Origin of the sequence: Rhodococcus sp. EPR-134 (assembly GCF_001647205.1) — a bacterium.
GTDB classification, from domain to species: domain Bacteria; phylum Actinomycetota; class Actinomycetes; order Mycobacteriales; family Mycobacteriaceae; genus Rhodococcus_F; species Rhodococcus_F qingshengii.
On the sequence record NZ_LVCT01000241.1, the window covers coordinates 1 to 17,895 of the forward strand.

14 protein-coding genes and 1 pseudogene are annotated in these 17,895 nt (G+C 63.7%); 10 read left to right on the forward strand and 5 right to left on the reverse strand.

The features are described 5' to 3' along the window. The 4 genes from A2J01_RS10445 to gatB form a co-directional block, all read left to right on the forward strand. A partial coding sequence (locus tag A2J01_RS10445; RefSeq protein ID WP_231915762.1) for a sensor histidine kinase occupies positions 1 to 626 on the forward strand: 626 nt, incomplete at its 5' end. Between the two features lie 9 nt (positions 627 to 635). After that, positions 636 to 1,298 carry a response regulator gene (locus A2J01_RS10450; RefSeq protein WP_007729374.1) on the forward strand — a complete coding sequence of 221 codons (663 nt, stop codon included), beginning with the start codon at positions 636 to 638 and terminating at the stop codon, positions 1,296 to 1,298. Between the two features lie 115 nt (positions 1,299 to 1,413). Continuing rightward, positions 1,414 to 2,445, forward strand: coding sequence for an ATP-dependent 6-phosphofructokinase (locus tag A2J01_RS10455; protein WP_019747919.1), 1,032 nt, complete (start codon positions 1,414 to 1,416; stop codon positions 2,443 to 2,445). Between the two features lie 25 nt (positions 2,446 to 2,470). Further along, positions 2,471 to 3,982: an Asp-tRNA(Asn)/Glu-tRNA(Gln) amidotransferase subunit GatB gene (gene gatB / locus A2J01_RS10460; RefSeq protein WP_064112659.1), complete on the forward strand. Its 1,512-nt coding sequence runs from the start codon at positions 2,471 to 2,473 to the stop codon at positions 3,980 to 3,982. Positions 3,983 to 4,070: 88 nt separating this feature from the next. Here gatB and A2J01_RS10465 read toward each other — a convergent pair whose 3' ends face one another. Then, positions 4,071 to 5,117, reverse strand: a complete 1,047-nt coding sequence (locus tag A2J01_RS10465; RefSeq protein ID WP_030535408.1) for an NAD(P)-dependent alcohol dehydrogenase — start codon at positions 5,115 to 5,117, stop codon at positions 4,071 to 4,073. Positions 5,118 to 5,244: 127 nt separating this feature from the next. Then, positions 5,245 to 6,375: a PQQ-dependent sugar dehydrogenase gene (locus A2J01_RS10470; protein WP_003944688.1), complete on the reverse strand. Its 1,131-nt coding sequence runs from the start codon at positions 6,373 to 6,375 to the stop codon at positions 5,245 to 5,247. 90 nt (positions 6,376 to 6,465) lie between these two features. On the opposite strand from A2J01_RS10470, the gene A2J01_RS10475 reads away from it, so the two are divergent. Beyond that, entirely contained in the window at positions 6,466 to 7,293 is an 828-nt protein-coding gene (locus tag A2J01_RS10475; protein ID WP_082900838.1) for a DoxX family protein, read from the forward strand. Positions 7,294 to 7,362: 69 nt separating this feature from the next. On the opposite strand, the gene A2J01_RS10480 is transcribed toward A2J01_RS10475, so the two are convergent. The 3 genes from A2J01_RS10480 to A2J01_RS10490 all read right to left on the reverse strand — a co-directional run bounded on the left by A2J01_RS10480 (position 7,363) and on the right by A2J01_RS10490 (position 12,102). Further along, the gene (locus A2J01_RS10480) at positions 7,363 to 8,898 is read right to left on the reverse strand and encodes an amino acid permease (RefSeq protein WP_003944693.1); all 1,536 of its coding nucleotides are present in this window, start codon (positions 8,896 to 8,898) and stop codon (positions 7,363 to 7,365) included. 768 nt (positions 8,899 to 9,666) lie between these two features. Beyond that, positions 9,667 to 11,508, reverse strand: a complete 1,842-nt coding sequence (gene ilvD, locus A2J01_RS10485; RefSeq protein ID WP_007729361.1) for a dihydroxy-acid dehydratase — start codon at positions 11,506 to 11,508, stop codon at positions 9,667 to 9,669. A gap of 72 nt (positions 11,509 to 11,580) precedes the next feature. Beyond that, entirely contained in the window at positions 11,581 to 12,102 is a 522-nt protein-coding gene (locus tag A2J01_RS10490; protein WP_039973093.1) for a PH domain-containing protein, read from the reverse strand. A 266-nt stretch (positions 12,103 to 12,368) separates the two neighbouring features. Between A2J01_RS10490 and A2J01_RS10495 the strand changes: the two genes are divergently transcribed. The 5 genes and pseudogenes from A2J01_RS10495 to A2J01_RS35740 all read left to right on the forward strand — a co-directional run. Continuing rightward, complete coding sequence (locus tag A2J01_RS10495; RefSeq protein ID WP_030535411.1) at positions 12,369 to 14,309, forward strand: acetolactate synthase large subunit; 1,941 nt, start codon at positions 12,369 to 12,371, stop codon at positions 14,307 to 14,309. Then, positions 14,306 to 14,809, forward strand: coding sequence for an acetolactate synthase small subunit (ilvN, locus tag A2J01_RS10500; RefSeq protein ID WP_003944718.1), 504 nt, complete (start codon positions 14,306 to 14,308; stop codon positions 14,807 to 14,809). The genes A2J01_RS10495 and ilvN overlap by 4 nt, the downstream gene beginning before the upstream one ends. Before the next feature lie 53 nt (positions 14,810 to 14,862). Then, a complete protein-coding gene (gene ilvC / locus A2J01_RS10505; protein ID WP_030535412.1) occupies positions 14,863 to 15,864 on the forward strand; it encodes a ketol-acid reductoisomerase in 1,002 nt (333 codons plus the stop codon). Positions 15,865 to 16,114: 250 nt separating this feature from the next. Further along, positions 16,115 to 17,707, forward strand: a complete 1,593-nt coding sequence (gene serA / locus A2J01_RS10510; protein WP_003944758.1) for a phosphoglycerate dehydrogenase — start codon at positions 16,115 to 16,117, stop codon at positions 17,705 to 17,707. A 74-nt stretch (positions 17,708 to 17,781) separates the two neighbouring features. Further along, positions 17,782 to 17,895: pseudogene (locus A2J01_RS35740) on the forward strand (isocitrate/isopropylmalate family dehydrogenase); the annotation flags it as partial.

Consider the following 17,895-nt stretch of genomic DNA (forward strand, 5'->3'; position numbering starts at 1 on the left):
AGGAGAAGGCGCGGATCGCGCGCGACTTGCACGACATCGTGGCCCACCACATGTCGATGGTGGTCGTGCAAGCTCAGAGTGCGCCGTACAGACTCGATGCAGTCACTCCGGAGATCCGAACCGAATTCGAATCGATAAGTGAGACAGGGCGAGCAGCGCTCAACGAGATTCGTGGTCTCCTCGGAGTACTGCGCAGCGACGGGGACCACATGGTGACAGCTCCGCAACCGGGCGTCGACCAGTTGGACGAACTGTTGCTCGGCAGTACCCGTGCCGGTTTGCCGGTGTCGTGGCGAGTCGACGGTGATCGAGCGTCGGTCTCGGAATCCACGGGCCTTGCGCTCTACCGGATCATTCAGGAGTCGATCACCAACGCGGCCAGGCATTCGCCAGGCGGACCCATCGATGTCGCCGTGGCCTTCGGTCCGCAATCGGTGAGCGCGCTCGTGAACAACGGACCTTCGCCATTGGGTGGCAATCAGCACTCGGCGTCGGAAACCACTGGTGGCAACGGAATCCGCGGAATGCGCGAGCGGGCTTCGGCGGTGGGCGGCATGCTGCTGGCAAACCGGCGACAGGACGGAGGGTTCGAGGTCCGGGCCGAGTTGCCGTCGATGCCCGCCTAGGCTGTCCGAGTGCCCATCACAGTATTCATCGCAGACGACCAGGCGATGGTTCGACAAGGGTTCGGAGCCCTACTCTCCGCCCAGCCCGACATCAGCGTGATCGGCGATGCGCCGGACGGCAAGATCGCCGTCGCCGAGGTCGCGCGATTGCGTCCGGATGTGGTCTTGATGGATGTTCGCATGCCCGAGATGAACGGACTCGACGCTGCCCGCCAGATTCTGTCCGCCGGATGGGAACCACCGGTGCGAGTCCTCATGCTCACCACTTTCGACATCGACGACTACGTCTACGAGGCCCTGAGCGTCGGAGCGAGCGGTTTCATGCTCAAGGACGCACCGGCTGAGGAGCTGATTCGGGCGGTACGCGTCGTTGCCGAAGGGCAGGCTTTGCTGGCGCCGACGGTGACTCGGCGTCTGATTGCCGATGTGACCAGCCGGCGGGCGGCCCCGCGCGCACGGCCCGCAGCGCTGGACGCCCTGACCCCGCGTGAGCGCGAGGTACTCGAACTGATCGCCCGCGGATTGTCCAACGTCGAGATCGCCGAGCGGCTGTTCGTCGCCGAGCAGACCGTCAAGACCCATGTCGGGAAGGTGCTGTCGAAGCTCGATCTGCGCGATCGCGCCCAGGCAGTCGTGTTGGCGTACGAAAGCGGGCTCGTCACGCCAGGTTAGTGATCCCGTGCGGCTCGGCGTTGCGGCTCGGCAACGCCGCTATCCTGCGGCAATACGGTGACTGGGGGAAGATGGACACCAAGATCCACAATCCGGTCACGAGAGGTGCTGCACTATGCGAATCGGAATCCTCACGGGCGGCGGCGACTGCCCGGGCTTGAACGCGGTCATCCGCGCCGTCGTACGTACGTCGGCCGGTCGTTACGGCAGTACCGTGGTCGGATTCCGGGACGGCTGGCGAGGATTGCTCGAGGACCGCAAGGTCCCGCTCGACTCCGATGACCGCATCAACCGCATCCTCACCCGCGGCGGCACGATCCTCGGCACCGCTCGCGTGAACCCCGACAAACTCCGTGCGGGCCTCGATCAGATCAAGCAGACTCTCGACGACAACGGGATCGACGTCCTGATCCCGATCGGCGGCGAAGGCACTCTCACCGCGGCCAGTTGGCTTTCCGAGAGTGGCGTACCCGTGATCGGTGTGCCCAAGACGATCGACAACGACATCGACTGCACTGACGTGACTTTCGGTTTCGACACCGCCTTGGCTGTCGCCACCGACGCCATTGACAGGCTCCACACCACGGCCGAATCGCACCAGCGCGTCATGCTCGTCGAGGTCATGGGCCGGCATGCGGGCTGGATCGCGCTGCAGGCCGGGCTGGCGTCGGGGGCACACCTGACTCTGGTTCCGGAACAGCCGTTCGACGTCGACGAGGTGTGCGCGATGGTCAAGAAGCGCTTCCAGCGTGGCGACTCCCACTTCATCTGCGTCGTGGCTGAAGGTGCGATGCCCGATCCCGCGTCGATGACCCTGCGCGAAGGTGGCATAGACGAGTTCGGCCACAAGATCTTCACCGGTGTCGCGCAGCAGCTCGGAAACGAGATCGAGCGCCGGATCGGCAAGGAAGTTCGCACCACCGTCCTCGGGCACATTCAGCGCGGTGGCACCCCGACGCCGCACGACCGCATCCTCGCCACTCGCTTCGGCGTTCATGCCACCGATGCAGCTCACCGCGGAGATTTCGGTCAGATGGTCGCGTTGCACGGAACGTCCATCGACCTCGTTCCGCTCGCCGAGGCGACCCGCAAACTCAAGACGGTGCCCAAGGAGCGCTACGAGGAGGCAGCCGCATTCTTCGGCTGAGCCGCAGACGCATAAACTGATCACCATGACTGCTGTCGATGCGCCCGACATCCTCGATTACGACGAAGTACTGACCAAGTACGAGCCTGTGATGGGTATGGAGGTGCACGTAGAACTCGGCACCGCGACCAAGATGTTCTGCCCGTGCCCCACCGAGTTCGGTGCCGAACCCAATACCCAGGTGTGCCCGGTCTGTCTGGGCATGCCCGGTTCGTTGCCGGTGGTGAACGCAGCCGCTGTCGAGTCCGCGATCCGGATCGGCCTTGCGCTCAACTGCTCCATCACGCCGTGGGGCCGATTCGCACGCAAGAACTACTTCTACCCGGATCAGCCGAAGAACTACCAGATCTCCCAGTACGACGAGCCGATCGCAACCGAGGGATACCTCGACGTGATCCTCGACGACGGCACGACGTGGCGCGTCGAGATCGAGCGCGCCCACATGGAGGAGGACACCGGTAAGTCCCTCCACGTGGGTGGCGCTACCGGTCGTATTCACGGTGCCAGCCATTCGCTGCTCGACTACAACCGTGCGGGCGTTCCCTTGGTGGAGATCGTCACCAAGACCATCCACGGTGCCGGTGAGCGCGCCCCCGAGGTTGCTCGCGCGTACGTCACGGCGCTTCGTGATCTGCTGAAGTCCCTCGACGTCTCCGACGTCCGCATGGACCAGGGATCGATGCGCTGCGACGCCAACATCTCCCTCATGCCGATCGGTTCCACCGAACTGGGGACCCGCACCGAGACCAAGAACGTCAACTCCCTCAAGAGCCTCGAGGTCGCAGTTCGCTACGAAATGCGCCGTCAGGCAGCAGTTCTCGACGCCGGCGGTGAGGTCATCCAGGAGACCCGCCATTTCCAGGAAGGCGACGGCACCACCGCCGCGGGACGCCGGAAGGAGACGGCCGAGGACTACCGCTACTTCCCGGAACCGGATCTCGAGCCCGTCGCTCCGAGCGCCGAGTGGGTCGAAGAACTGCGCGGTACCTTGCCGGAGCTTCCCTGGATTCGCCGTGCGCGGATCCAGAAGGACTGGGGAATCTCCGACGAAGTCATGCGCGACCTCGTCAACGCCGGTGCCATCGATCTGGTGATCGCTACCACCGAGGCCGGTGCTTCGCCCGAGGCAGCGCGCTCCTGGTGGCTGTCCTACCTGTCACAGCAGGCGAACACCCGTGGCGTCGAACTCGGCGCTCTGCCGATCACCCCGGCGCAGGTTGCCCAGGTCGTAGCTCTCATCGACAGCGGCAAGCTCAACAACAAAGTGGCTCGCCAGGTCGTCGATCACGTCCTCGACGGCGAGGGTGACCCGGAGCAGGTTGTCGCGGCCCACCCGGAGTTGGTCGTCGAACGTGACGAAACCAAGCTCAAGGCAGCCGTCGACGAAGCGCTCGCAGCGAACCCCGACATCGCGGACAAGATTCGCAGTGGCAAGGTGCAGGCCGCCGGAAAGATCGTCGGCGACGTCATGAAGGCCACTCGTGGACAGGCAGACGCGGCTCGTGTGAAGGAACTTGTCATCGAGGCGTGCAGCTAGCGCACACTGAATTTCTGACACTGATGCCCGGCCGAATCGAATTCGGCCGGGCATCAGTGTTTTTCGCTGTCGTTTTGCCGCTGTCGGTCTACAGACCAGGGACCACAACCGCGCGGCCGCTGAGCGTTCCGGCGGCCAGTCGTCGATACGCTTCGGCGCCGTTGTCGAGACTGAAGGTCTCCACCGCGATGTCGAAGATGCCGGCGTGCGCCAGGTCGATCAATTCGATCAGCTCGTTGCGGGCACCCCAGTACGGAACAGTCACAGAAGCCTCGTAAGGACTTTGGAAGAACCCGACTTTGGCATGGGCCTGCCCGTCGCCGATCCCGACGATAGTGACGTCCGATCCGACGCCGGCGACAGCCATCGCGGTGTCGATGGTGGGCTGATAGCCGACGAAGTCGAGAACCAGTGCGGCGCCCTGACTTCCGGTGATACTGCGGACGTTCTCGGCCGCGTCCTTGTCGGACAGAACCACTTCGTGAGCGCCTACCTTGGTTGCCAGTTCGAGCTTGTCCGCGCTCACGTCGAGTGCGATGACGGTTGCTGCCGAGAGGTGGCGGAGGAGTTGGATGGCGACATGGCCGAGACCGCCGGTACCGATGACGACGGCGTACGAGCCACCGCGAAGTTTCGGCAGTGAACGCTTGATCGCGTGATACGGAGTCAGACCGGCGTCGGTCAGCGGCACCGTCTTGACCGGATCGAGGTCGCCGATCGGGACGAGGTGGCGAGGTGAATCGACGATCATGAATTCGGCCAACGCGCCGGGTGCACCGAGACCAGGAGGATTGATGCCGAGTTCTTTTGCTCGAGAACAGTAGTTTTCGAGTCCTTGCGAGCAGTGCCAACAGCTGCCACAGCCCCAGGGTCCGTAGACGACGACATTGGTTCCGATGTCGAGCCCTTCGACGCCCTCGCCGACGGCGGCGACCCGGCCGGCGCCCTCGTGGCCGAGCGTGAGAGGAAGGCCGTAGGTGTACTGCTCCTCGGGCAGGCTCATGATGAAGTCGTCCGAGTGGCAGACGCCGGCAGCGGTGACTTCCAGGAGCACTTCACCTGGACCGGGCTCGGGTTTGGGAATCTCCGTGAGTTCGGGTTCTGCGCCGATTCTCGTGTACTGGATTGCCTTCATGCCGACTCCTTTGTCGTGGTTGGGCCAACCGGTCCTGGCAAATGCGTGGTGTTTAGCCCCGCTAACAAAAGAGTACGCATCTGTGCATGTTCGGTCACGGGATCCGTGACCGAACAGACATGGCGGCTCAGTCGATCCCGCCGCTGCCACTCGGCATCGGGATCTTGACCACCTTGTCGTCGTTCGGACCCGGCTCGCCCGCGGTTTTGTTTATCGTGCTCGCCCACATCAAACCGTCGGATCCGAGTGCCAAACCGCCCAGCTGGCCGTACGTGTCTTTCGCCACTGCCGACGGCGCGGTCGTGACGGCACCTGTTCCTGGATCTGCGGCCAGCGCCGAGATCGCTTTGCCGGCCCCCAGCGCGACAGCTACCACTCCCTGCGCCGCGATGCACCCGCCGACTCCGGGTCGGTCGGGCCACGTCCACGCGGGGGATGTCACCGTGCCGTCGGCGCCGACGCGTTGGAGGCGATCCTCGAGAGTGGTTCGGTCCGTGACCCACGTCGCGATTCCCGGATCGACGCACACGCCGCCGCCGTTTCCGATTCCGGACAGAACAACTTCCGGGCGAGGCGGCGCAGCGTTGGGTGTCAGCGATCGGACCCGCAAGAGTTTCCCCGCCAACGAGGCGGGATCCTGAGCAACCGCGGGGTTTCCGGTATCGCCTGTCAGAACCATGAGCTGGTCCGGGGCCGCGAACTCAAGTGACCCGCCGTTGCCGCTCGCGCCGCGCGGGATTCCACCGAGTACTTCCTTGGCGGTGTCACCCGGAGCGATGCGGACCACCCGGTTGTCCGTTCCGGTGGTGACGTAGGCATAGATCAGGTTGTCTTCGACAAACGTGGGGGAGAGTGCGATGTCGAGCAGGCCGCCGTCACCGCTGCCGTCGACGTCGATCTTGGCTACCTCGACCGGTGTCGTGTTGGGAGCTACCTGCATGATCCGGCCGGTCCGCCGTTCGGCAACCAGTCCGGAGTTCCCGTCCGGGAGTGTGACGAGCCCACCCGTGGTGTCGAGACAGGTTGCGATCACGGCGGTGTCGGCATCCTGACACGGTCCGAGGGGGCCGGTCCGCGGCGCCGGCGGCGTGGTCGACGGCGGCGGGTTCTCCGGCTGCACTTCCGCGCTGGCCTGGTTGGTCGGTTCGGGTGTGAACGGCGAGGCAGTCGATTCGTCGAAGTCGGCGCAACCTGCGAGCAACGATGTCCCGAGCACCAGCGCCAGTGCGCCCAGCGCTGCATGCCTACCCGTAGTCATGCCCAAGACGTTACGTAATGCACGGCAGATGCCGCCACGCCGGACCAAGGTTCCCCGTCGAGTTCGTGAATCGGTCATAGGCTCACCTACGTGACTGACGAGCGAAAAGATCCCAGCGAGTTGTCGGATGCGGACAAGCCGACGGGCAATGTGTCCAGTCCGTATGATTCGCCCACCGAAAAATTTCCGACGGTGAGCGCCAAGAATCCGTTGCCGCGGACCGACGACGATCTCGATTTCGGTTCCACGAACGCCAACTCCCTGACCGAACAGATACCGACATACCGAGCACCTGGCGCGGATCAGCCGACCGTGGCTCTCGAGCGTGAGACGGCGTACGACGCTCCGATCGCCGCCGTCCCCACCGCCGAAGCCGTGGCAGGTACAACTGAGTCTCCGCGGGGCCGAGGCACTCTCGACCTCGGGTTGCTTGCACTGCGATTGGCCGTCGGTGGAACTGCGTTGGTGCACGGTCTGCAGAAGTTGACCGGTATCTGGAACGGGCCGGGGCTGAACGGGTTCGAGTCGATGCTGGCGGACGCCGGGTTCCAGCAGGCGAAGTGGATGGCGATACTCGGCGCCGTCGGTGAAGTCGCAGGTGGCGCACTCCTGATCCTCGGGTTGCTGACTCCCGTTGCGGCAGCGTCGGTTCTGGCGGTGATGATCAATGCGTGGGCGCTGCGTCAGGCGAGCGCACCCGGCCTGGAGTACTTCGCCCCGGCCGGGACCGAGTACGAGATGCTGCTCGGAATCTGTGCGGGCGTCATCATTTTGACGGGACCAGGTCGTATTGCGCTCGACGGTCGTCGTGGCTGGGCAACTCGTCCGTTTATCGGATCGCTCGTGGTTTTGATCCTCGGTATCGCTGCCGGCGTCTGCACCTGGATCTTCCTGAACGGTGCCAATCCGCTCATCTGATACTCGCGCCGTCGAACAAAACGAACCGCCGCTCTCCGAATCGGAGAGCGGCGGTTTGTTTATGAAGGATCAGTCCTTGACGAGTACCGGGTCGGCGTTCGCGGACGGGATGGCGGTTCCGTCCTTGAGTTTGCGACCGAGGACCGACTTGCGGTGACCGTAGGCGAAGTACACGAGCACACCGATGGCCATCCAGACGAGGAACCGGATCCAGGTCTCGACCGAGAGGTTGAGCATCAGCCAACCGCAGGCGAGCACGGCGACGATCGGAACGAACGGCACCAGCGGGACGCGGAATCCGCGCGGCAGGTCGGGGCGGGTGCGGCGAAGGACGATGACACCGACACAAACCAGGACGAAGGCGAACAGCGTTCCGATGTTGACCATCTCTTCGAGCGTGCCCATCGGGAAGAAGGCTGCCAGGACGGCGACGATGCCACCGACGATCAACGTGATGCGCATCGGGATGCCCTTGGCGTTGGTCTTGGCCAGGCTGCGCGGCATGAGTCCGTCACGGGACATGGCGAAGAGGACGCGGGTCTGGCCGAGCATCATGACCATGACAACTGTCGTGAGGCCGGCCAGGCCACCGAAGTTGATGGCGGTTTGTGCCCAACCGATTCCGTTGGCCTCGAATGCGGTTGCGAGGGTGGCGCTGGAATCGCCGACCAGCGGACTGCCGTCCTTGAGTTCGGTGTACTTGACCATGCCGGTCAGTACGAGCGTGACGGCAACGTAGAGAACCGTGACGATGGCGAGCGAGCCGAAGATTCCTCGCGGCAACGACTTCTGCGGGTTCTTGGTTTCCTCGGCGGTGGTGGCGACGACGTCGAAACCGATGAAGGCAAAGAACACGAGGCTGGCGGCTGCGAGCAATCCGTAAGCGCCGTAGCTGCTTCCGCCTGCGCCGGTCAGCCAGGAGAACAAGGTCTGATGGATTCCGCTTGCAGAACTCTCGGTTCCTTCGGACGGCGGGATGAAGGGGGAGTAGTTCTCCTTCTTGATGTAGAACGCGCCCACGACGATGACGAGCAGGACTACTGCGATCTTGATCGCGGTGATGATTGCGGAGACTCGCGAGGAAACCTTGGTGCCGATCGCGAGGATCAGCGTGATCGCGCCGATGATGAGCAGAGCGCCCCAGTCGAAGCTGATCGAACCGATGTGGGCGGTGGTGCTTCCGCTGGCCCCGATGACGTTGCCGAGGTACAGCGACCAGCCCTTGCCGACGACGGCGGACGCGAGAGCGAACTCGAGAATGAGGTCCCAGCCGATGATCCAGGCGGCGAACTCCCCGAACGTGGCGTAGGAGAACGTGTATGCGCTGCCTGCGACGGGGACGGTGGAGGCGAACTCCGCGTAACACAGCGCGGCGAGGCCACAGGCGATGGCAGCGAGAACGAATGCCAGTGAAATGGAGGGTCCTGCGACATTGCCTGCGGTTCGAGCAGTCAGCGTGAAGATGCCTGCGCCGATGACGACGGCGACTCCGAATACCGTGAGGTCCTTCGCGGTCAGTTCCTTCTTGAGCTTTGTCTCAGGCTCGTCGGTGTCCGCGATCGATTGCTCGACGGATTTGGTGCGCCATATGCCGACTCCGGGCATGTATTGCTCCTTGGTTGTTTCCCGTCGACCTTGTGGGTGACGGGCGGTGGCTGACTGTCGTCGTTGTGATGTGCGTCTCAGCGACCTGATGAGGGAACCACTGGTGAGCGCCGTGTGCAAGTCGGCTCGCTCGAACTGACCGAAATGATCACCTGACTGAAAGTCATCCCCCCTCATGTATCTGAATTGATCAGCTGGTGTCTGAAACCCTACGTCCAAGTGAATTCGCTCACGAGCCGGACGCGCGATTCGGTCTGAAATGTCTGATAGCTCATATCGTTCCGTTGGTGCTCCGCGTGTCGCCCGACTATTCGGTACCTGTCGGTCGGTCTTGCTGTCGATGAGTTGCATTGTCGCTGTGCCGGCACGTCCCATTTCACCCGTATCGGGGCGACAGGGGAGAGGACCACCGCGTACCTGGATCCGGTCGAGCGTCGATCACGCGTCGTGGCAGAGTGTGTCGGCGACGGGATGATCGGATTGGGTTGTGGTTCAAGCTCATACAACACCGGAGGAAGTATGGCGTGTTCGGACGCAGTCGGTCCCGCGTTCTTCTCCGAGGTGACATGAACCCGACTCTGTCGACCCTCTGCCGTGGCCCGTTGGCGAGCATTCTCGTGGAGCTGAGTTGGTTGCCGCACGTCCGACTGCCCGAAAACCTTGTGTGACTGTCACATCGGCTACGCGCGTCTCGAGCCGCACGCACGCTTACAGAAAAGATCCCCGGCCGAAAGGCGGCCGGGGATCTTTTTCGATTCGTGGCAGAACTTACGGAACGTAGCGAACCGCGCCCTTGTCGGCGGACGTTGCCAGAGCGGCGTAGGCGCGCAGTGCTGTCGTCACGGTGCGCTGACGATCGACCGGCTGCCACGGGCGCTCCGAGGCCTCCATCTTCGCGCGTCGCTCGGCGAGGACGTCGTCGTCGACCAGGATCTCGAGCGTGCGCGAGGCGACGTCGATGCGAACCTGATCGCCGTTCTGGACGAGACCGATGATTCCGCCTGCGGCAGCCTCGGGGGAGATGTGACCGATGGACAGCCCGGAGGTTCCGCCCGAGAAACGACCGTCGGTGATCAGTGCGCATTCCTTACCGAGGCCTGCGCCCTTGAGGAAGGCAGTGGGGTGCAGCATTTCCTGCATGCCGGGGCCGCCCTTGGGGCCTTCGTAACGCACGACGAGAACGTCGCCGGCCTTGATCTTCTTCTGCAAGATGACCGAGACGGCTTCTTCTTGGGATTCGACGACGAGCGCCGGGCCCTGGAAGGAAAACAGTTCCTCGTCGATGCCGGCCGTCTTGAGGATTGCGCCGTCGAGTGCGATGTTGCCACGCAGGACAACCAAGCCGCCTTCGACGGTGTAGGCGTTCTCGACGTCGCGGATACAGCCGCCGGCCGCATCGGTGTCGAGGGCAGACCAACGGTTGTCCGTGGAGAACGGTTCGATGGTGCGCACGCCGCCGGGAGCCGCGTGGAAGAGTTCGATTGCCTCGTCGGTTGCCTTGCCGGAGCGGATGTCCCAGTCGTCGAGCCACTGGTCGAAGCTCTTGGTGTGCACGGTGGACACGTCGGTTTCGAGGAGTCCGCCGCGGCGAAGCTCACCGAGCAGGGCGGGGATTCCGCCGGCGCGGTGGACGTCTTCCATGTGGTAGTCCGAGTTGGGAGAGACCTTGGACAGGCACGGAACCTTTCGGCTGATCGCGTCGATGGTGTCGAGGTCGAAGTCGACCTCGCCTTCCTGCGCCGCAGCCAGCGTGTGCAGGACGGTGTTGGTGGAACCGCCCATGGCGACGTCGAGAGCCATCGCGTTGCGGAACGCTGCCGGGGTCGCGATGTTGCGTGGCAGCACCGACTCGTCGCCGTCGCGGTAGTACTTGAGGGCAGCCTCGACCACGGTGGTGCCCGCACGAGAGAAGAGTGCGTGACGAGCCTTGTGAGTTGCCAGCGTGGAGCCGTTGCCCGGCAATGCGAGGCCGAGGGCCTCCGTCAGGCAGTTCATGGAATTGGCGGTGAACATTCCGGAGCAGGACCCGCATGTCGGGCACGCGCTGCGCTCGACCTCGTCGAGGCCCTCGTCGGACACGGCATCGTTGGCAGAGGCGGAGATCGCGGTGATGAGGTCGGTGGGGGCTTGGGCCACGCCGCCGACGACCACTGCCTTACCGGCCTCCATCGGACCACCGGAGACGAAGACGGTCGGGATGTTGAGACGCATTGCAGCGTTGAGCATGCCGGGAGTGATCTTGTCGCAGTTGGAGATACACACCAGTGCGTCGGCTGTGTGGGCGTTTGCCATGTACTCGACCGAGTCGGCGATGATCTCGCGGCTCGGGAGCGAGTAGAGCATTCCGCCGTGGCCCATTGCGATGCCGTCGTCGACTGCGATGGTGTGGAACTCACGAGCGACGCCGCCGGCCGCACTGATGGCCTCGGCAACGATCTCGCCCACGTTCTTGAGATGCACGTGGCCGGGTACGAACTGGGTGTACGAGTTCGCTACGGCGACGATCGGCTTTCCGAAGTCGGAATCCGTCATTCCTGTGGCGCGCCACAGGGATCGGGCTCCGGCAGCATTACGTCCGATGGTGGTGGTGCGTGACCTCAACGGGGGCATGGGCGTGTTCCTTATGTGATCGTTGCTGGTCCACTCAAATAGAAGCGAGGGCCTTTCAACGCTACTCGCGTGCTACGGGCGCTTCTCTTCGGGCTGGTCCTGTGTGTTCTCGACGAGCTCGGATTCTGCTTCTGCTTCTGCAGCTGCTTCTTCCTCTTCGGCTTCCTTGGCGGCGAAGGCTTCTGCGGCGGATGCGTAGGGATCGGTGATGCGGCCGCCGCTGGCGATCGCGATCTCGGGAAGCCTGACGAAGCTGACCGCAGGCAGGGTCACCTCGGTTCCGTCGGTGAGTTCCGCGCGCGCCCAACTCCGCTTCGGGAAGCGGAAACCCTTGACGTCGTCCCAGGCGAGGGTGCGCTTGGAGAACGTCGAGCGGACCTCGAGGCCGTCAGGGCTGACGGTGGTGCGCAGTCGCGCGACGAGATAGACGGCGATGATCGGAAGGATCAGCAACCAGCTGAAGGCGACGGGCCACCCGAAGATCGGGAAGCTGACCGCGAACAGAAGGAACGCGCACGCCATGTAAGCGAGCTGCGAAATGCGGATGACGTGCCGAAGTGGTTTCGGCGTGTGGGATGATTGAGCCGGTGGCACGGGCTGCTGCGAAGTTGACACCTCTACATCTTCGCATTGCAGCCGATGTATCTCAGATTCTGGGACGGTCGACTCACCAAGTTTGCCGTTCGCGACTAGCGCCTCTACTGTCGAGTGCGTGAAACAGAATGAGTTGCTCGTAATCGGCCGGCGCGTCGTCGCCTGAGTCGATTTTTCAACTCACCAGATAACGACGCGCCACCCTCGCTCAGCAGATGCTGACGGGGGTTTTTTGTTGCCCGGAGCCAGAATCAGAGGATTTCCCAGTGAGCGCACCAACAGCACGGCCTCAACCCACGCCGCGCAAGTCAGGGACACCGAGCCCGACAACCGCGGCTGCCGCAACCCAGACGGCCAACCGTCGCCAGCTCCCGCCTGAGCGGGTAACCGGCGCGCAGTCTGTGGTTCGAGCCCTCGAAGAGCTCGAGGTCGACACGGTATTCGGCATTCCCGGCGGTGCCGTGCTCCCGGTTTACGACCCACTCTTCGATTCGGTCAAGGTTCGCCACGTGCTCGTGCGCCACGAGCAGGGTGCAGGCCACGCTGCCACCGGTTACGCCCAGGCGACCGGCAAGGTCGGCGTCTGCATGGCTACCTCGGGTCCCGGTGCGACCAACCTGGTCACGCCGCTGGCCGACGCGCAGATGGACTCCGTTCCGATCGTGGCGATCACCGGACAGGTGGCGCGCTCGCTGATCGGTACCGACGGCTTCCAGGAAGCCGACATCTCAGGCATCACGATGCCGGTCACCAAGCACAACTTCCTGATCACCGACGCGATCGACATCCCGCGCATCATGGCCGAGGCCTTCTACCTCGCGGCCAGCGGTCGCCCCGGCGCCGTCCTGGTCGATATCCCCAAGGACATCCTGCAGTCGCAGACCACGTTCTCGTGGCCGCCGGAGATGCGTCTGCCGGGCTACCGCCCGGTCACCAAGCCGCACGGCAAGCAGGTTCGTGAAGCTGCACGTCTGATCGCCGACGCCAAGTCGCCGGTTCTGTACGTCGGTGGCGGCGTCATCAAGTCCGACTCCTCGCCGGAGCTGCTCGAATTGGCCGAGCTGACCGGTATCCCCGTCGTCACCACGCTGATGGCCCGCGGCGCGTTCCCGGACAGTCACGACCTCAACTGCGGTATGCCGGGAATGCACGGCACCGTTGCCGCAGTCGCCGCTCTGCAGCGTAGCGATCTACTGATCACCCTCGGTGCGCGTTTCGACGACCGCGTGACCGGTCAGCTGAATTCCTTCGCGCCCGACGCCAAGGTCATCCATGCCGACATCGACCCGGCCGAGATCGGCAAGAACCGCTACGCGGACGTCCCGATCGTGGGCGACTGCAAAGAGGTCATCACCGAACTCATCGAGGCGATCCGTGCCGACATGGCCACGGGCACCACGTTCGACCTCACCGAGTGGTGGGCGTACCTGAACGACATCCGTCGTACGTACCCGCTGAGCTACGACCGTCCCACCGACGGTCAGCTGAGCCCGGAGTACGTGATCCAGACCGTCGGCAAGCTCGCCGGACCGGATGCCATCTACTGCGCCGGCGTCGGTCAGCACCAGATGTGGGCCGCGCAGTTCGTCGGCTACGAGAAGCCGCGCACGTGGCTCAACTCGGGCGGGCTCGGCACCATGGGGTACGCGGTTCCCGCAGCCATGGGCGCCAAGATGGGCATGCCCGACACCGAGGTGTGGGCGATCGACGGCGACGGCTGCTTCCAGATGACCAATCAGGAACTCGCAACCTGCGCACTCGAAGGTATTCCGATCAAGGTTGCCCTCATCAACAACGGCAACCTCGGCATGGTGCGCCAGTGGCAGACACTCTTCTACGAAGAGCGCTACTCCAACACCAACCTCGGAACGCACGGCGCCATCCGCATCCCGGACTTCGTGAAGCTCGCAGAAGCATTGGGCTGCCACGGAATTCGTGTCGAGCGTGAAGAAGATGTCGAAGCTGCGATCCGTGAGGCGCAGTCCATCAACGACAAGCCTGTCGTGATCGACTTCATCGTCACCGCCGACGCACAGGTGTGGCCGATGGTCGCTGCCGGAACGAGCAACGACGAAATCATGGCGGCCCGGGGCATCCGGCCGCTGTTCGACGACGACGAGGCAGTTGCCGAGCCCGCCGTCATCCACGAAGCCATGTCACGCGAGCAAGCCGGACCCGCCGCGGGCACAGGGGAGGATCAGAAGTGAGCACCAGTCACACCCTCAGTGTTCTCGTCGAGGACAAGCCAGGCGTGCTGGCTCGCGTCTCCGCACTTTTCTCCCGCCGCGGATTCAACATCGAATCCCTTGCGGTGGGCGGAACCGAGATCCCCGAGATCTCACGTATGACCATCGTCGTCACGGTCGACGAGTTCCCTCTCGAGCAGGTGACGAAGCAGCTCAACAAGCTGATCAACGTCATCAAGATCGTCGAGCAGGACGGTGAAGCATCCGTCGCTCGCGAGCTCGTGCTCATCAAGGTGCGCGCTGATGCAAGCGTGCGCACGCAGGTCATCGAAACGGTGAACCTGTTCCGCGCCAAGGTGATCGACGTCTCTCCGGAGTCCGTCACCATCGAGGCGACCGGTACTCGGTCCAAGCTGGATGCACTGCTGCGGATGCTTGATCCGTACGGTATCCGGGAGATCGTTCAGTCCGGGGTCGTGGCAGTCGGTCGAGGGCCGAAGTCGATCACGGCCACCCGCTAGTACTTTTAGACACGTAAAAATCCAAGGAGAGGTTGAGAACTGTGGCAGTCGAGATGTTCTACGACGACGATGCCGATCTGTCGATCATTCAGGGCCGCAAGGTTGCTGTGATCGGCTACGGAAGCCAGGGCCACGCCCATTCGCTGAGCCTGCGTGACTCGGGCGTCGATGTGCGCATCGGCCTCAAGGAAGGCTCGAAGTCGCGTGAGAAGGCTGAAGAGCAGGGGCTGACGGTCGGTACGCCGGCAGAGGTTTCCGAGTGGGCCGACGTCATCATGGTGCTCGCACCTGACACCGCTCAGGCGAGTATTTTCACCAATGACATCGAGCCGAACCTCAAGGACGGCGACGCGCTGTTCTTCGGTCACGGCCTGAACATTCACTTCGACCTGATCAAGGCTCCGGAGTTCGTCACCGTCGGCATGGTCGCCCCCAAGGGCCCCGGCCACCTGGTGCGTCGTCAGTTCGTCGACGGCAAGGGCGTTCCCGCGCTCATCGCCATCGACCAGGATCCCAAGGGTGAAGGCCAGGCTCTTGCTCTGTCCTACGCCAAGGGCATCGGCGGAACCCGCGCAGGCGTCATCAAGACCACGTTCAAGGAAGAGACCGAGACGGACCTCTTCGGCGAGCAGGCCGTGCTCTGCGGCGGCACCGAGGAACTGGTCAAGACCGGTTTCGAGGTCATGGTCGAGGCCGGCTACGCACCCGAGATGGCGTACTTCGAGGTTCTGCACGAGCTCAAGCTCATCGTCGACCTCATGTACGAGGGTGGCATCGCCCGCATGAACTACTCGGTGTCCGACACCGCTGAGTTCGGTGGATACCTCTCCGGCCCGCGCGTCATCGACGCCGACACCAAGGAGCGCATGAAGGCGATCCTGGCCGACATCCAGTCCGGCGAGTTCACCCGTCGTCTGGTTGCCAACGTCGAGAACGGCAACACCGAGCTCGAGGGCCTGCGCAAGGCCAACGCCGAGCACCCCATCGAGGTCACCGGCAAGAAGCTGCGCGACCTGATGAGCTGGGTCGATCGTCCGATCACCGAAACCGCGTAATTCGCAGTTTCACGCTCCACGTCTCCACTGGCCTGATGCCGCGCCGGTTCAATTACGTTGAACCAGCGCGGCATTGGGCCGGAGTCGTTTTCCGGGTCGTCTGAGTCCGGATTCATATTCCGTCGAGAATTTGCCCGCGAAAGTGTCCACTATGTGGTATTGCCTACCGCGTTGTGGATTCCAAGTGAGCGCGCACTAAACTATCGGTGGTTAAACCACCTTCACACCCACCTAATCAGGGAGTTTGCACGTGAGCCAGCCTGGCCGTCCCGTTGTTCTGATCGCCGACAAGCTCGCGCCGTCCACAGTCGAGGCGCTCGGTGACGGTGTGGAGGTGCGTTGGGTCGACGGACCCGACCGCCCGGCGCTGCTCGCCGCGGTACCCGAGGCCGACGCGATTCTCGTCCGTTCCGCCACTACCGTCGACGCCGAGGTTCTGGCTGCCGGCACCAAGCTGAAGATCATCGGCCGCGCCGGTGTCGGCCTGGACAACGTCGAGATCCCCGCAGCCACCGAGCGCGGCGTGATGGTCGTCAACGCACCGACCTCCAACATTCACTCCGCTGCCGAGCACGCTGTCGCGCTCCTCATGTCGACCGCTCGCCAGATTCCCGCAGCAGACAAGACTCTGCGTGAGAACACCTGGAAGCGAAGCAAGTTCAACGGTGTCGAGATCCTCGGCAAGACTGTCGGCGTTGTCGGACTCGGCCGCATCGGCCAGCTCTTCGCGCAGCGTCTCGCTGCGTTCGAGACCACGATCATCGCGTACGACCCCTACCTGCCCGCAGCGCGCGCAGCGCAGCTCGGCATCGAACTGGTCACCATCGACGAGCTCGTCGAGCGCGCCGACTTCATCTCCGTGCACCTGCCCAAGACCAAGGAAACGGCCGGCCTGATCAACGCCGAGCGCCTCGCCAAGGCCAAGGACGGCGTCATCATCGTCAACGCCGCTCGCGGTGGTCTGATCGACGAAGATGCGCTCTACGACGCACTCGTCTCCGGCAAGGTCCGAGGCGCCGGTCTCGACGTGTTCAGCACCGAGCCGTGCACCGATTCCAAGCTTTTCGAGCTCGACAACGTCGTTGTCACCCCGCACCTCGGAGCATCGACGTCCGAGGCTCAGGACCGCGCAGGCATCGACGTGGCCAAGAGTGTTCTCCTCGCTCTGGCAGGCGAATTCGTTCCCGAGGCTGTCAACGTCTCCGGCGGCCCCGTGGGCGAAGAAGTTGCTCCGTGGCTCGAGCTCGTCCGCAAGCTCGGTCTCCTCGCTGCGACGTTGTCGCCCGAAGCTGTGCAGACCGTGCAGGTTGTCGCCACCGGCGAGCTGTCTGCCGAAACCGTCGACATCCTCGGCCTGGCTGCACTGCGCGGCGTGTTCTCCGCCAGCAGCGATGAGGCCGTCACGTTCGTCAACGCTCCGGCACTGGCCGAGCAGCGCGGCGTGACCGTGTCGGTCGAGAAGCACTCGGAGGCTCTTGCTCACCGCAGCGCGGTCGAGGTGCGTGCAGTTGCCGCGGACGGCACGGTCACGTCGGTCACGGGCGCACTCACCGGTCTGCAGCAGGTCGAGAAGATCGTCAACATCAACGGACGCAGCTTCGACCTGCGCGCCGAGGGCCACAACATCGTCGTTCACTACAGCGATCGCCCGGGCGTTCTCGGTGTCCTCGGCACCGTCCTCGGAAACGCGGGCGTCGACATCCTCGCAGCAGCACTGAGCCAGGATGCCGAAGGCGAAGGCGCAACTGTCATCTTGCGCGTCGATCGCGTCGTCGGTGACGCCGAGGTCGAGGCAATCGTCTCGCAGCTCGACGCTCGCGTCGCCCAGGTCGACCTTTCCTGATTGTTTTTGCTGTGCGCCTTTATCAACCGCCCGCGGTTGATAAAGGCGCACAGTTCTACTGAGATGAGGACTCCATGAAGCTTGCGGTCATTCCGGGTGACGGAATCGGCGTCGAGGTCACAGCCGAAGCGCTCAAGGTGCTCGGCAAGTTGGTTCCGGATCTGGAAACCACCGAATACGATCTCGGT